This window comes from Pseudomonas sp. St386 (genome assembly GCF_018325865.1).
Taxonomy (GTDB): domain Bacteria; phylum Pseudomonadota; class Gammaproteobacteria; order Pseudomonadales; family Pseudomonadaceae; genus Aquipseudomonas; species Aquipseudomonas brassicacearum.
In genome coordinates, this window is sequence record NZ_AP021900.1 from 4,181,819 (window position 1) to 4,196,825 (window position 15,007).

Annotated in this window: 14 protein-coding genes; 11 read left to right on the plus strand and 3 right to left on the minus strand. The window is 62.5% G+C overall.

The window, feature by feature from the left end; genetic code table 11:
• The first annotated feature begins 1 nt into the window (after position 1).
• The 4 genes from KI235_RS18240 to KI235_RS18255 all read left to right on the plus strand — a co-directional run bounded on the left by KI235_RS18240 (position 2) and on the right by KI235_RS18255 (position 3,935).
• Complete coding sequence (locus KI235_RS18240) at positions 2–970, plus strand: TRAP transporter substrate-binding protein (protein WP_003202921.1); 969 nt, start codon at positions 2–4, stop codon at positions 968–970.
• 76 nt (positions 971–1,046) lie between these two features.
• On the plus strand, positions 1,047–1,574 hold the full coding sequence (locus KI235_RS18245) for a TRAP transporter small permease (protein WP_003202923.1): 528 nt from the start codon (positions 1,047–1,049) through the stop codon (positions 1,572–1,574).
• On the plus strand, positions 1,574–2,854 hold the full coding sequence (locus tag KI235_RS18250) for a TRAP transporter large permease (RefSeq protein ID WP_003202926.1): 1,281 nt from the start codon (positions 1,574–1,576) through the stop codon (positions 2,852–2,854). Before KI235_RS18245 ends, KI235_RS18250 begins: the two co-directional genes overlap by 1 nt.
• 211 nt (positions 2,855–3,065) lie before the next feature.
• The gene (locus KI235_RS18255; RefSeq protein ID WP_039012856.1) at positions 3,066–3,935 is read left to right on the plus strand and encodes an aldose 1-epimerase; all 870 of its coding nucleotides are present in this window, start codon (positions 3,066–3,068) and stop codon (positions 3,933–3,935) included.
• 147 nt (positions 3,936–4,082) lie between these two features.
• Here the strand turns inward: KI235_RS18255 and bkdR are convergent, their stop codons facing one another.
• On the minus strand, positions 4,083–4,571 hold the full coding sequence (bkdR, locus tag KI235_RS18260; RefSeq protein WP_003202929.1) for a Bkd operon transcriptional regulator BkdR: 489 nt from the start codon (positions 4,569–4,571) through the stop codon (positions 4,083–4,085).
• Positions 4,572–4,763: 192 nt separating this feature from the next.
• Here bkdR and KI235_RS18265 point away from each other — a divergent pair, with 192 nt between their 5' ends.
• The 5 genes from KI235_RS18265 (at position 4,764) to KI235_RS18285 (ending at position 11,026) form a co-directional block, all read left to right on the plus strand.
• Positions 4,764–5,999, plus strand: coding sequence for a 3-methyl-2-oxobutanoate dehydrogenase (2-methylpropanoyl-transferring) subunit alpha (locus KI235_RS18265; protein ID WP_003202930.1), 1,236 nt, complete (start codon positions 4,764–4,766; stop codon positions 5,997–5,999).
• 1 nt (position 6,000) lies between these two features.
• Positions 6,001–7,059 carry an alpha-ketoacid dehydrogenase subunit beta gene (locus KI235_RS18270; protein WP_013693602.1) on the plus strand — a complete coding sequence of 353 codons (1,059 nt, stop codon included), beginning with the start codon at positions 6,001–6,003 and terminating at the stop codon, positions 7,057–7,059.
• Complete coding sequence (locus KI235_RS18275) at positions 7,060–8,331, plus strand: dihydrolipoamide acetyltransferase family protein (RefSeq protein ID WP_013693603.1); 1,272 nt, start codon at positions 7,060–7,062, stop codon at positions 8,329–8,331.
• A gap of 18 nt (positions 8,332–8,349) precedes the next feature.
• Complete coding sequence (lpdA, locus tag KI235_RS18280; RefSeq protein WP_003202934.1) at positions 8,350–9,732, plus strand: dihydrolipoyl dehydrogenase; 1,383 nt, start codon at positions 8,350–8,352, stop codon at positions 9,730–9,732.
• Positions 9,733–10,006: 274 nt separating this feature from the next.
• Complete coding sequence (locus KI235_RS18285) at positions 10,007–11,026, plus strand: branched-chain amino acid aminotransferase (RefSeq protein ID WP_003202935.1); 1,020 nt, start codon at positions 10,007–10,009, stop codon at positions 11,024–11,026.
• 94 nt (positions 11,027–11,120) lie between these two features.
• Here KI235_RS18285 and KI235_RS18290 read toward each other — a convergent pair whose 3' ends face one another.
• A complete protein-coding gene (locus KI235_RS18290; RefSeq protein ID WP_003202937.1) occupies positions 11,121–12,050 on the minus strand; it encodes a DMT family transporter in 930 nt (309 codons plus the stop codon).
• A gap of 109 nt (positions 12,051–12,159) precedes the next feature.
• Between KI235_RS18290 and KI235_RS18295 the strand changes: the two genes are divergently transcribed.
• A complete protein-coding gene (locus KI235_RS18295; RefSeq protein WP_003202939.1) occupies positions 12,160–12,954 on the plus strand; it encodes a helix-turn-helix transcriptional regulator in 795 nt (264 codons plus the stop codon).
• A 77-nt stretch (positions 12,955–13,031) separates the two neighbouring features.
• Here KI235_RS18295 and KI235_RS18300 read toward each other — a convergent pair whose 3' ends face one another.
• Positions 13,032–13,787 (minus strand): metalloregulator ArsR/SmtB family transcription factor, encoded by a 756-nt coding sequence (locus KI235_RS18300; RefSeq protein ID WP_013693605.1) that lies wholly within the window; start codon positions 13,785–13,787, stop codon positions 13,032–13,034.
• A gap of 82 nt (positions 13,788–13,869) precedes the next feature.
• Here KI235_RS18300 and KI235_RS18305 point away from each other — a divergent pair, with 82 nt between their 5' ends.
• The gene (locus KI235_RS18305) at positions 13,870–15,006 is read left to right on the plus strand and encodes a cytochrome P450 (protein WP_212795213.1); all 1,137 of its coding nucleotides are present in this window, start codon (positions 13,870–13,872) and stop codon (positions 15,004–15,006) included.
• The last annotated feature ends 1 nt before the right edge of the window (position 15,007 follow it).

Here is a 15,007-nt window from a genome sequence, read left to right on the forward strand (position 1 = left end):
CATGAATTTCAAACGTACGCTTCTGATCGCAGCCCTCCCCTTGGCCTTTCTGGCCCAGGCGGCCCATGCCCTCGATATCAAGATCGCCGACATCCACCCCAAGGGCTACCCAACTGTAGTCGCCGAGGAATCCATGGGTAAAACCTTGGAAAAGGAGAGTAACGGCGAGCTGAAGTTCAAGTATTTCCCAGGCGGTGTACTGGGTTCTGAAAAAGAAGTCATCGAGCAGATGCAAGCCGGCGCGATCCAGATGTCCCGGGTCAGCCTGGGTATCGTCGGCCCCGTCGTGCCGGACGTGAACGTCTTCAACATGCCATTCATTTTCCGCGACCAGGCCCACATGCGCGCTGTCATCGATGGTGAAGTCGGCGATGCGATCCTCGATCGGATCACCAATTCCGAATTCGGCCTGGTGGCCCTGGCCTGGATGGACGGCGGCACGCGCAACCTCTACACCAAGAAACCGGTGCGCAAGCTCGAAGACATGAAGGGCATGAAGATTCGCGTACAGGGCAACCCTATGTTCATCGAGACCATCAACGCCATGGGCGGCAATGGTATCGCGATGGACACCGGCGAGATCTTCAGCGCCTTGCAGACCGGCGTGATCGACGGCGCGGAAAACAACCCACCGACCATGCTCGAGCACAACCACTACCAGAACGCCAAGTACTACAGCCTGACCGGTCACCTGATCCTGCCTGAGCCGATCGTGATGTCGAAAATCACCTGGAACAAACTCACCCCAGAACAGCAGGACATGGTGAAGAAAGCCGCCAAGGCCGCCCAGGCTGAAGAGCGCGTGCTGTGGGACAAGAAGTCCACCGCCAGTGAAGAAAAACTCAAGGCCGCCGGCGTCGAGTTCATCACCGTGGACAAGAAACCTTTCTACGACGCCACGGCACCGATCCGGGCCAAATACGGCGCGCCGTATGCCGACCTGATCAAGCGTATCGAAGCCGTTCAGTAAGCCCTCTCAATCCGTACTCATGAAAAGGCTGGGCGCGCCTGCGGTTAAAAGGTGCGCCCGGTTACGGTGGAACCCGATGAAGAATTTGCTGCTGCGTATCAACGACACGATTTACATGACGTGCATCTGGGTAGCCGGCCTATCTGTCCTGGCAGTTGCCCTGATGATTCCGTGGGGGGTGTTCGCCCGCTATGTACTCGGTACCGGCTCAAGCTGGCCAGAGCCCACCGCCATCTTGCTGATGATCGTGTTTACCTTCATCGGTGCCGCCGCCAGCTATCGCTCCGGCTCGCACATGGCCGTGGACATGGTCACTAGCCGCATGCACCCGCACTGGCAAACCGCGGCGTCGATTTTCACCCAGCTATTGATGGCGGCGGTCTGCATCTTCATGACCATTTGGGGCACCAAGCTGTGCATGACCACTTGGAATCAATTCATGAGCGCCATCCCTACCCTGCGCGTCGGCATCACCTACATGCCGATTCCGGTCGGAGGTTTCCTGACCTTGATTTTTGTCCTGGAAAAACTCTTCCTGGGTGATCAAAGCCAACGTCGGGTCGTGCAGTTCGACCTGATCGAAGAAAGCGAAGGTGCCGTTTAATGGACGCTCTGATTCTGTTGGGCAGTTTTTTACTGTTGATCCTGATCGGCATGCCGGTCGCCTACGCGTTGGGCGCTGCCGCCCTGATCGGAGCGTGGTGGATCGATATTCCGTTCCAGGCCATGATGATCCAGGTAACGGGCGGGGTGAACAAATTCTCGTTGCTGGCCATTCCGTTCTTCGTGCTGGCCGGTGCGATCATGGCCGAAGGCGGCATGTCCCGCCGACTGGTGGCATTCGCCAGTGTGCTGGTGGGGTTCGTGCGTGGTGGCCTGTCATTGGTCAACCTCGTGGCCTCGAGTTTTTTTGGCGCGATCTCCGGCTCCTCGGTGGCCGACACCGCCTCGGTCGGTTCGGTGTTGATCCCGGAAATGGAACGCCGCGGCTATCCGCGTGATTACGCCACCGCCGTCACCGTCAGTGGTTCGGTGCAAGCGTTGCTGACACCGCCCAGCCACAACGCGGTGTTGTACTCCCTCGCCGCTGGCGGCACCGTCTCCATCGGTTCGCTGTTCATGGCCGGCATCGTCCCCGGCATCATGATGAACCTGTGCCTGATGGCGCTGTGCCTGGTCTTCGCGAAAAAACGCAATTACCCCAAGGGCGAAGTGATTCCCCTCAAGCAAGCGTTGAAGATCTGCAAGGAAGCCATGTGGGGCATGATGACCCTGTTCATCATCCTTGGCGGCATTCTCTCGGGTGTTTTCACCGCCACCGAATCGGCCGCCATCGCCGTGGTGTGGGCATTCTTCGTGACCATGTGCATCTATCGCGACTACAAGTGGAGCGAGTTGCCGAAACTGATGCACCGCACGGTACGCACCATCTCCATCGTGATGATCCTGATCGGCTTCGCCGCCAGCTTCGGCTACATCATGACGCTGATGGAGATCCCGGCGAAGATCACCACCGCGTTCCTGACACTGTCGGACAACCGCTACGTGATCCTGATGTGCATCAACGTGATGCTGCTGCTGTTGGGCACCGTGATGGACATGGCGCCATTGATCCTGATCCTGACACCGATCCTGATGCCGGTGATCGTGGGCATCGGCGTGGACCCGGTGCAGTTCGGCATGATCATGCTGGTGAACCTGGGCATCGGGCTGATCACGCCACCAGTGGGCGCGGTGTTGTTCGTCGGTTCCGCCATCGGCAAGGTCAGCATCGAAAGCACCGTCAAGGCGCTGCTGCCGTTCTACGCCATGCTGTTCGTGGTGCTGCTGCTCGTGACTTATGTTCCCGCCATTTCCCTGTGGTTGCCGCACCTGGTGTTGTAACAAACGACAAAATCCCCTTGTGGGAGCAAGGCTTGCCCGCGATGAAGATGATGCAGTCTCCAGGGAAACCGAGGAGCCTGCATCGCGAGCAAGCTTTGCTCCCACAGTGCGGTGCGACGTTTCTCTATATCCCCTCGCCACATCAGGGTTCGCACACAAGAATCCGGCTTTTCCCACATCAGTTTTTTCAACCTTGCAGAACAAGGCCAACATGACGCTGCCCCTTCTCCATCTCGAAGACGAACTCACCCGCCTCACCCTCGCCCCTCACCTGGGCGCCAGCCTCGTCGACTGGACGTTGCGCAGCAGCGGCGCGCAGCTGTTACGCCCTCCCGCTCCGCAAGCGCTGGAAAACCGTTTGCCCGGCAAGCTCGGCGGCTTCCCGTTGATCCCCTGGTCGAACCGGATCGCCAACGGCGGTTTCGACTGCCCCGGCGGCTGGCTGGCCCTGGAGGCCAATAGCCCCAACGATCCGTTTCCGATCCATGGCAGTGCCTGGCAACAACCGTGGCAAGTGATAGAGCAAAGTGCCCAGGACGTGTTGCTGCAACTCGACAGCCAATACCCGTTCGCCTATTGCGCCAGCCTGCGGATTCGCTTGAGCGGCGGTCAGTTGCAGATCGCCATGCACGTCACCCACATGGCCGAACAGGCCGCCTGGCACGGGCTGGGGTTGCATCCGTATTTTCCGCGCACCGCCAGTACTCGCCTGCAAACCCGCGCCAGCGAAGTCTGGCTGTGCGACGCATCGAAACTGCCAACGGAACTGAGGGGCATCCCCGCAGAGTGGGATTTCCAGCACGCCCGGTTACTGCCAGACACGCTGGTCGACAACGGCTTCGGCGGTTGGGACGGGCACTGTCTGATCCAGCAACCGGACTTGGGTTATGAGCTGGAGTGCCGCGCCAGTGGCAGCGACTATTTCCTGCTGTACTGCCCCGTGGGCCTGGACTTCTTCTGCATCGAACCGGTCAGTCATCCGGTCAACGCCCATCACCTGCCGGGGCGACCGGGGTTGCGTTTGCTGGAGCAAGGGCAGTCGGTGGCGCTGGGGTTTTCGATGCAGTGCCGACTGACCTAACCCAGTTCCCTGTGGGAGCAAGGCTTGCCCGCGATGAAGTGGACGCGGTCTCCCGGGAACAGAGGCGCCTGCATCGCGAGCAAGCTTTGCTCCCACAGAGTTTTGGGTTGCCAATGAATCCGCAGCCAAACGCAGGTCCCACAGGGGTCAGGTGCCCAGGGTCAACCCATTGGCCGGCAACGGCAGCGCGGTCTTGTAGCGCACCTGCTTGAGGGCAAAGCTGGAGCGGATGTTCGCCACGCCCGGGACCTTGGTCAGGAAGTCCATCATGAACCGCTCCAGCGACTGGATGGTCGGCACCAGCACGCGGATCAGGTAATCCGGGTCGCCGGCCATCAGGTAGCACTCCATCACCTCCGGTCGGTCGGAGATCGCCTCTTCAAAGTGCTGCAGCGCCTCTTCCACCTGTTTCTCCAAACTCACATGGATGAACACGTTGACGTGCAGGCCCAGCAGGTCGGCGTCCAGCAGCGTGACTTGCTCGCGGATCACCCCCAGTTCCTCCATGGCCCGGACCCGGTTGAAGCACGGCGTGGGCGACAGATTGACCGAACGGGCGAGATCAGCGTTGGTGATGCGGGCGTTTTCCTGAAGGCTGTTCAGAATGCCGATGTCGGTGCGATCCAATTTACGCATGAGACAAATAATCCTGTTTTTTATCGTTGTGCAGATTTTTTATCTGCAAATGATCTGAACAGCAAGCTAACAGAGAAAAATATTCTTCTGCGTCGAGCCTATGATTGTTGTAGGACAATTTCCCGTACCCGGGGAAATTCGTCAGCTAGCGCGCCCACTACAAGAAATTCACAAGATCGAGCGTAGAAAGCCATGAACCCAGCGTATGAACCGCTACGCCTGCACGTCCCAGAACCCTCGGGCCGTCCCGGCTGCCAGACCGACTTCTCCTACCTGCATCTGTCCGATGCCGGCACGGTGCGCAAACCTCCCATCGACGTCGAACCCGCCGACACCGCCGACCTGGCCCGTGGCCTGATTCGCGTGCTCGACGACCAGGGCAATGCCTTGGGCGACTGGGCCGCGGACATTCCCGTCGAGATCCTGCGCAAGGGCATGCGTGCCATGCTCAAGACTCGCATCTACGACAACCGCATGGTCGTCGCCCAGCGTCAGAAAAAGATGTCGTTCTACATGCAAAGCCTTGGCGAAGAAGCCATCGGCAGCGCCCAGGCCCTGGCGTTGAACATCGACGACATGTGCTTCCCCACCTACCGCCAGCAAAGCATCCTGATGGCCCGCGAAGTGCCGCTGGTGGACCTGATCTGCCAACTGCTGTCCAACGAGCGCGATCCGCTCAAGGGCCGCCAGTTGCCGATCATGTACTCGGTCAAGAACGCTGGTTTCTTCACCATTTCCGGCAACCTCGCCACGCAATTCGTCCAGGGCGTGGGCTGGGGCATGGCCTCGGCGATCAAGGGTGATACCAAGATCGCCTCGGCCTGGATCGGTGACGGCGCCACCGCCGAATCGGACTTCCACACTGCCCTCACCTTCGCCCACGTCTACCGGGCGCCGGTGATCCTCAACGTGGTCAACAACCAGTGGGCAATCTCCACCTTCCAGGCCATTGCCGGAGGTGAAGCCACGACCTTCGCCGGACGCGGCGTCGGTTGCGGCATCGCCTCCCTGCGCGTGGATGGCAACGATTTCATGGCGGTCTACGCCGCCTCGCGCTGGGCCGCCGAACGTGCCCGCCGCAACCTCGGCCCGGCGCTGATCGAATGGGTCACCTACCGCGCCGGCCCGCACTCCACCTCCGACGATCCGTCGAAGTACCGCCCCGCCGACGACTGGAGCCACTTCCCGTTGGGCGATCCGATTGCGCGCCTCAAGCAGCACATGGTGAAGATCGGCCAGTGGTCCGAAGAGGAACATGCGGCAGTTACCGCCGAACTCGAAGCCGAAGTGATCGCCGCGCAGAAGGAGGCCGAACAGTACGGCACCCTCGCCGGCGGGCAGATTCCAAGCGCCGCGACCATGTTCGAAGACGTCTACAAAGAGATGCCGGAGCACTTGAAGCGCCAGCGTCAGCAGTTGGGGATCTGACATGAACGATCACAACAACAATATTGCGTTGGACACCGCCATGACCACTACCACCATGACCATGATCCAGGCCCTGCGCTCGGCCATGGACGTGATGCTCGAACGCGACGACAACGTCGTGGTGTTCGGCCAGGACGTGGGCTACTTCGGCGGCGTGTTCCGCTGCACCGAAGGCCTGCAGAACAAGTACGGCACCTCGCGGGTGTTCGACGCACCGATTTCCGAAAGCGGCATCGTCGGCGTGGCGGTGGGCATGGGCGCCTACGGTCTGCGCCCAGTAGCCGAGATCCAGTTCGCCGACTATGTCTACCCAGCCTCGGACCAGATCATTTCCGAAGCGGCGCGCCTGCGCTATCGCTCGGCCGGCGAGTTCACCGCGCCAATGACCCTGCGCATGCCCTGCGGCGGCGGTATCTATGGCGGCCAGACCCACAGTCAGAGCATCGAAGCGATGTTCACCCAGGTCTGCGGCCTGCGCACCGTCATGCCATCCAACCCCTACGACGCCAAGGGCTTGCTGATCGCCTCCATCGAAAACGATGACCCGGTGATCTTCCTCGAACCCAAGCGCCTGTATAACGGCCCGTTCGACGGCCACCACGACCGCCCGGTAACACCGTGGTCGAAACACCCCTCGGCGCAAGTGCCGGACGGCTACTACACGGTGCCGCTGGACGTCGCCGCCATTACCCGTCCGGGCAAGGACGTGACCATCCTCACCTACGGCACCACGGTCTATGTGTCCCAGGTCGCCGCCGAGGAAACCGGTATCGACGCTGAAGTCATCGACCTGCGCAGCCTGTGGCCGCTGGACCTGGAAACCATCGTCAAGTCGGTGAAGAAAACCGGCCGCTGTGTGGTCGTCCACGAAGCCACCCGCACCTGCGGTTTCGGCGCCGAACTGGTGGCGTTGGTGCAAGAACACTGCTTCCACCACCTGGAAGCGCCTATCGAGCGTGTCACCGGTTGGGACACCCCCTACCCGCACGCGCAGGAGTGGGCGTATTTCCCAGGGCCGTCCCGTGTGGGCGCGGCGTTGAAACGGGTCATGGAGGTCTGAATGGGCACGCACGTTATCAAGATGCCGGACATCGGCGAAGGCATCGCGGAAGTTGAACTGTCGGTGTGGCACGTCAAGGTCGGCGACATGGTGGTCGAAGATCAGGTACTGGCCGATGTCATGACCGACAAGGCCATGGTGGATATCCCCTCGCCAGTGCATGGCCGGGTCATCGCCCTGGGTGGCGAGCCCGGTGAAGTCATGGCGGTGGGCAGCGAATTGATCCGCATTGAAGTCGAAGGTGCGGGTAACCTGAAAGAATCGGCCCAACAGACGCCAGCGCCAGCGCCGGCTGCGCAAGCAGCGAAGCCGGCACCCGTGGCAACACCTGAACCGGTGCCGGAAAAAACCGCCGCGCCACGCTGCGCCCCGCAAGCACCTGTGGCCCGCGACCCCGACGAGCGTCCACTGGCGTCGCCGGCCGTGCGCAAACACGCGCTGGACCTGGGCATTCAATTGCGCCTGGTCCAGGGCAGCGGCCCCGCCGGACGGGTCCTGCACGAGGACCTGGAAGCCTATCTGGCCCAAGGTCCGTCGACCCAGGCCAAGGGCGGTTCGGGTTATGCCGAGCGCCACGACGAGCAGCAGATCCCGGTGATCGGCATGCGTCGCAAGATCGCCCAGCGCATGCAGGAAGCGACCCAGCGCGCCGCCCATTTCAGCTACGTCGAAGAAATCGACGTCACCGCCCTGGAAGAGCTGCGGGTTCACTTGAATGAAAAACACGGCGCCAGTCGCGGCAAGCTGACCTTGCTGCCGTTCCTGGTCCGCGCCTTGGTCGTGGCCCTGCGCGACTTTCCGCAGATGAACGCGCGCTACGACGATGACGCCCAGGTCATCCACCGCTCAGGCGCGGTGCATGTGGGCGTCGCCACCCAGAGCGATGTTGGCCTGATGGTGCCGGTGGTGCGTCACGCCGAAGCCCGTAGCCTGTGGGACAGCGCGACGGAAATCTCCCGCCTGGCAACGGCGGCCCGCACGGGCAAGGCCAGCCGCGATGAGCTGTCCGGTTCGACCATCACCCTGACCAGCCTCGGTGCGCTCGGCGGCATCGTCAGCACGCCGGTGCTGAACCTGCCGGAAGTGGCGATTGTCGGCGTAAACAAAATCGTCGAGCGGCCCGTGGTGATCAAGGGCCAGATCGTGATCCGCAAGATGATGAACCTCTCCAGCTCTTTCGATCACCGGGTGGTCGACGGCATGGACGCGGCGCAATTCATCCAGGCCCTGCGTGGCCTGCTCGAACAACCCGCCACCCTGTTTGTGGACTAATCATCAATGGAGCAGGCGATGCAAACTTTGAACACCACGCTGCTGATCATCGGCGGCGGCCCTGGCGGCTATGTGACGGCGATCCGTGCCGGGCAACTGGGCATCTCGACCATCCTGGTGGAAGGCCAGGCGTTGGGCGGGACCTGCCTGAATATCGGCTGTATCCCGTCCAAGGCCTTGATCCATGTGGCCGAGCAGTTCCACCAGACCCGGCACCACAGCCAGGGGGCGGCCTTGGGCATCACGGTGGCGGCGCCGACGCTGGACATCGGCAAGAGCGTGGAATGGAAGGACGGCATCGTCGATCGCCTGACCACCGGCGTCGCGGCACTGTTGAAGAAGCACAAGGTCCAGGTCATTCACGGCTGGGCCAAGGTGATCGATGGCAAGACGGTCGAGGTCGGTGACACTCGCATCCAGTGCGAACACCTGCTGCTGGCCACCGGCTCGAAAAGCGTCAATCTGCCGATGCTGCCGGTGGGCGGGCCGATCATTTCCTCCACCGAAGCCCTCGCCCCCACCTCGGTGCCCAAGCATCTGGTGGTGGTCGGCGGTGGCTACATCGGCCTGGAGCTGGGCATTGCCTACCGCAAGCTCGGCGCCGAGGTCAGCGTGGTCGAGGCCCAGGAACGGATCCTGCCAGCCTATGACGGCGAGCTGACCCAACCAGTGCACGAGGCGCTCAAGCAGTTGGGCGTGAAGCTGTACCTCAAGCACAGCGTCGAAGGTTTCGATGCCCAGGCCAGCACCTTGCAAGTGCGTGATCCCGATGGCGAGACGCTGAACCTGGACACCGACCGGGTGCTGGTGGCCGTTGGTCGCAAACCCAACACCCAGGGCTGGAACCTCGAAGCGCTGGACTTGGCGATGAACGGTTCGGCGCTGAAAATCGACAACCGTTGCCAGACCAGCATGCGCAACGTCTGGGCCATCGGCGACCTGAGCGGCGAACCGATGCTCGCCCACCGGGCCATGGCCCAGGGTGAAATGGTCGCCGAGTTGATCGCCGGCCAGCACAGGGAGTTCAACCCAACGGCCATCGCCGCGGTGTGCTTCACCGATCCGGAACTGGTGGTGGTCGGCAAGACACCGGACGAGGCCAAGGCGGCCGGGCTCGATTGCATTGTGTCGAGCTTCCCGTTCGCCGCCAACGGTCGGGCCATGACCCTGGAATCGAAAAGCGGTTTCGTCCGGGTCGTGGCGCGACGGGACAATCACCTGATCGTTGGCTGGCAGGCGGTCGGCGTCGGCGTGTCGGAGCTGTCCACCGCGTTCGGCCAATCCCTGGAGATGGGCGCGCGCCTGGAGGACATCGCCGGCACCATCCACGCCCACCCGACGCTGGGCGAGGCCGTGCAGGAAGCGGCGTTGCGGGCGCTGGGGCATGCGTTGCATCTGTAACAGCTGTGGGTGAGTAACTTGTGGGAGCAAGATTTGCTGTGGGAGCAAAGCTTGCTCGCGATGCAGGCGCCTCGGTTCACCAAGGACCGCGTCGGCTGTATCGCGGGCAAGCCTTGCTCCCACAATCCCTCACAACGACCGCAGGGCTGTTTTCAGCTGCAGGATTCGTGTAACAGGCTGCGAAACAGCCCCGGAATGAAGTATTGTTGTCCCCATCCAAAAAACGTCAGAAGCCTTGAACCGTTTCGACGGTTGTTAAGAAATAGAGGGTGTCATGGGTAACGAGAGCATCAATTGGGACAAACTGGGCTTTGACTACATCAAGACCGACAAGCGCTACCTGTCGCACTGGCGCGATGGTGCCTGGGACGCGGGCACCCTGACCGAAGACAACGTGCTGCACATCAGCGAGGGCTCCACCGCCCTGCACTATGGTCAGCAGTGCTTCGAAGGCCTGAAGGCCTATCGCTGCAAGGACGGTTCGATCAACCTGTTCCGCCCGGACCAGAACGCCGCCCGCATGCAGCGCAGTTGCGCCCGCCTGCTGATGCCGCACGTCGAGACCGAGCAGTTCGTCGAAGCCTGCAAGCAAGTGGTCCGCGCCAACGAGCGCTTCATCCCGCCTTACGGCACCGGCGGCGCGCTGTACCTGCGCCCGTTCGTGATCGGCGTGGGTGACAACATCGGCGTGCGCACCGCACCCGAGTTCATCTTCTCGATTTTCTGCATCCCGGTCGGCGCCTATTTCAAGGGCGGCCTGACCCCGCACAACTTCCTGATCTCCAGCTTCGACCGCGCCGCCCCACAAGGCACCGGCGCGGCCAAGGTCGGTGGCAACTACGCCGCCAGCCTGATGCCCGGCTCCCAGGCCAAGAAGGCCAGTTTCGCCGACTGCATCTACCTGGACCCGATGACCCACTCGAAAATCGAGGAAGTCGGCTCGGCCAACTTCTTCGGCATCACCCACGACAACAAATTCGTCACCCCGAAATCCCCTTCGGTCCTGCCGGGCATCACTCGCCTGTCGCTGATCGAACTGGCCAAATCGCGCCTGGGCCTGGAAGTTATCGAAGGTGACGTGTTCATCGACAAGCTGTCGGACTTCAAGGAAGCCGGCGCCTGCGGTACCGCTGCGGTGATCACCCCGATTGGCGGCATCAGCTACAAGGACAAGCTGCACGTGTTCCACAGCGAAACCGAAGTCGGCCCGATCACCCAGAAGCTCTACAAAGAGCTGACCGGCGTGCAGACCGGCGACGTGGAAGCGCCAGCGGGTTGGATCGTCAAGGTTTGATCCAAGCCTTTGCGGGCACCTGAAGGCTTTTTGGCCTCAATAAAAAGCCCACCCCGGCTTCAGCAGGGGTGGGCTTTTTTATTCCTTCGCTCAGTTACCCTCGACGCAAAACCGGCCATCGCCCCCAACGCTGGCGAAACCATCCGTAACCGCTGACCAGCAAGATCCCGCCCAGCACCAGAACCGCGCCAACGATGAAGTTCGGCTCCAGCGGCTCATCCAGCAACCAGACGCCAAAACCGATGCCAAACAGCGGCGTCATGAACGACAGCACCCCCAGTTGCGAAGCGAGGTAGTGGCGCAGCAGGGAGAACCAGATCAGGAAGCTGGCGAAGGACACCAGCAACACCTGGAACGCCATGCTGGCGATGAGTTGCGGCGTGGGGTTGATCGTCGTTTGCCCTAGCGCTATCGACAGTCCAATCAACAACACCCCGGCGCCAACCAGTTGGTAAAGCAGCGTCTGGCTGGCCGGCAGATTCGTTAAACGCGAACAGCGTACCGTCACCGTGGTTGCGCCCCACAGCGCACCGGCCAGCAAGCCCATGCCGTCACCGAGCAACGAGCTGCCGTTCGCTGCGCCCGAGCCCCCGCTGAAAGCCACCACGATCCCGCCGAAGGCAACGGCGATGCCCAGCCATTGCGCCGGCTTGAGGCGTTCGCTCGGCAGTTTCCAGTGCAAGCCGAGGGCGGCGAACATCGGTGCGGTATAGAGGAAAATCACCATATGCGAAGCCGTCGTATGCCGCAGGCCTTCGCCCACCATCACGAACTCCAAGGCAAACAACAACCCCACCAGCAGGCCCGGGCGCCAACTGCCATCGGCCAGGGACAGGCGTTCACCGCGCACCAGCACCAACAACCAGACCAGTGCCGCAGCGATGGCCGAGCGCACGCCCAGTTGCAGCATCGGCGCCATGTCGGCGGCGCCGGCCTTGATCGCGACTTGCTGGAAACCCCAAATGGCACAGAGGCCGGTCATCAGGGCGCAGACCTGGCCATCCAGGGCGCGGCGGGTGGTCATGGGAACGGTCCTTGGGCAGAAAGAGATGAAAGGATTGTCTGCCTGACACCTTTGCTGGATATAGTGATTACCCGACAAGCCATCCCGGTAATCCGCCATTGCGGTCGATATGCAGCCTCCAGCCCAACATCTGAAGATTCCTCCGTTCGAAGCCGCCCTGCCCTCGTCGATTTTCTTTCGCAGCGCCTGCATGCCGGCCCATGCCACTTACCCCCGGCACCGGCATGCCTGGGGTGAGTTCGTCTACTCCTACAGTGGCGTGATGGAAATCGAGATCGCCCAGCACCACTACCTGGCGCCACCGCAGTACGGCATCTGGCTGCCACCGGACATGGAACACGTTGGCTTCAATCGCCATGAGGCCTGCCATTGTTCGTTGTACCTCGCCGCCGAACTGTGCGACGCGTTGCCGGCCGTACCCTGTGCGCTGACCTTGAGCCCGCTGATCCGCGCCCTGCTGGAAGAGCTGCGCAGCGATCCACCGAGCCAACCGCAGACTCCCGAGCAGCAGCGCTTGCTGCAGGTATTGGTGGACAAGCTGGCGCAGGCACCCCATGTCGGCAGCTACCTGCCCTCCTCGGATGATCCACTGCTGGGCCCCGTGCTGCGTGCCTTGGAAGCGAACCCCAGCGACCCGCGCTCCTTGCCGCAACTGGCCCGCGCCGCCAACACCACCGAGCGCACGCTGATGCGCCGGGCCCAGCGGGACCTGGGCATGTCATTGGTGGAATGGCGCCAGCGTCTCAGAGTCATCGAAGCCCTGGCCCTGCTCGAACGTGGTCAGAGCGTGGAAACCATCGGCCTGGACCTGGGCTACAGCAGCGCCTCGGCGTTCATCAGCATGTTCCGCAAGATGATGGGCACCACGCCGGATGAGTATCGGCGCCGGCATATGGCTGGATGACGCGGGTGGTGCTGAAACTGCTATCGCGAGCAAGCTCGCTCCCACAGGGGGGGCTTGGGTGTTCATGAGTATTGTGTTCACCGCAGGCTCACTGTGGGAGCGAGCTTGCTCGCGATGACGGCGGTGGGTTTGACATCGATTTCGGCACTGACCCCAAACCGCCCCGCCATCTCCCGGCGACCAATGGCCGTCACCCCCAGCGCCCGGCTGTCCAGGTCCTGGATCACCCACTTGCGCTTGATCGCCACTTGCAGCAACGCCGCCCCCAAGGCACCGCCCAGGTGCGGACGGCGCATGCTCCAGTCCAGGCACGGACAGGCGAATCGGCGGCGTTGCGTGGCAAGGTGCTGGACATCGATGCCCAAGCCCTCGAACACCGCCTCGCCGGACTCACTCAGCCGATAGCCATCACCTTCCACCTCTATCAGCCATCCAGCCTCGATCATCCGATCATGCAGGCGCACCGCAAGGGTGCCGGCCATGTGGTCGTAACAGGTGCGGGCAAATTGCAGGCGATCCGGTGTGCGCGGGGTGAAGGTCGGTGCGGCGCTCTGGCCGATCACCATCAGCGCCTCGAGAGCCTGGGCGACGCGCGGATCGGCCAGGCTGTAATAACGATGACGGCCCTGGACATGCAGGCGCACCAGGGCCATTTGCTTGAGTTTTGCCAGATGGGCGCTGGCGGTCGAGGCGCTGACCTCGGCGATACTCGCCAATTCGGTGCTGGTGCGGGCATGGCCGTCCATCAACGCGCACAGCATCCGGGTGCGCGCCGGTTCGGCAATGGCCGCGGCCACTTGGGACACGCCCAGGTCATGGTGCTCTGCGTTCATATTTCGCTCCCCGACGAATCAAGCCATGCATCGACTGGAGATAGTAGCAACACTTTCTCCATCACGAACAAGGCAGCGCTTCATGGACCCGATCACCGCCGCGACGCATTCCGACCCTTATCCTTTTTACGCCGCCCTGCGCGCTGCCGGCGGGCTGGCGTTCGATCCCGGGCTGAACCTGTGGATCGCCAGCAGCGCCGAGGCCGTGTGCGCGGTGCTGCACCATCCCGATTGCCATGTGCGCCCAGCCCACGAGCCGGTGCCAAAGGCCATCGCCGAAGGGCCGACCGGACGGGTGTTCGGGCACCTGATGCGCATGAACGAAGGGGAGCGGCAGCATTGCCCAAGGGCGGCGATTGCGCCGCGGTTGCAGGACATCAATCCCCGGCAGGTCGAGGCACTGGTCAGGGCCCGCTTTCTCCGAGAGGGCGCCGAAGGCCTGCACCAGGCCCAGTTCATCGGGCCGGCCAGCGTGGTCGCGGCGTTGCTGGGTTTCAGCCCGACGAACTGTCAGCGGGTCAGCGAATTGACCGGGGATTTCGTCGCCGGCCTGTCGCCCTTGAGCCAAGCACCACACCTGGACGCGGCGCACCAGGCCAGCGAGCAACTGACCGGCTTATTCCAGGCGCGGATCGAGGCGCAGGACAACCCTTTGTTGCTGGGCATTGGCCAAGGCTTCGAAGGCGCTGATCCAAACAGTAAAATCGCCAACCTGATCGGTCTGCTCTCGCAAACCTATGAAGCCACCGCTGGCCTGATCGGCAACGCGTTGCTGGCGCTGATCGGCGATCCAGCGCTGCGCCGGACGCTGCGGGAGGCCCCCACACAGATCGGCTCATTGCTGGCCGAGATCCAACGCTTCGACCCGCCGGTGCAAAACACTCGCCGCTTCATCGCCGCACCCTGCAAAATCCTCGGCACTGCGCTGAACCCTGGAGAGGTGGTCCTGGTGCTGCTGGCCTCAGCCAACCGCGACCCGCAGCTCAACCCCCGACCAGACACCCTGCTGCTCGACCGCCCGAACCGCCGCAGTTTCAGCTTCGGCAGCGGCCGCCATGAATGCCCGGGCCAAACCCTGGCCATGGACATCGCTTGCGCCACGCTGGCGGCAATTCTGGAGCGCGAACCGCCATTGGATCAGTTGACCTGGTGCTACCGCCCCTCCGTCAACGGCCGCATCCCGCTGTTCTGCGAGCGGTCACGTACCGACAGGCCATGAC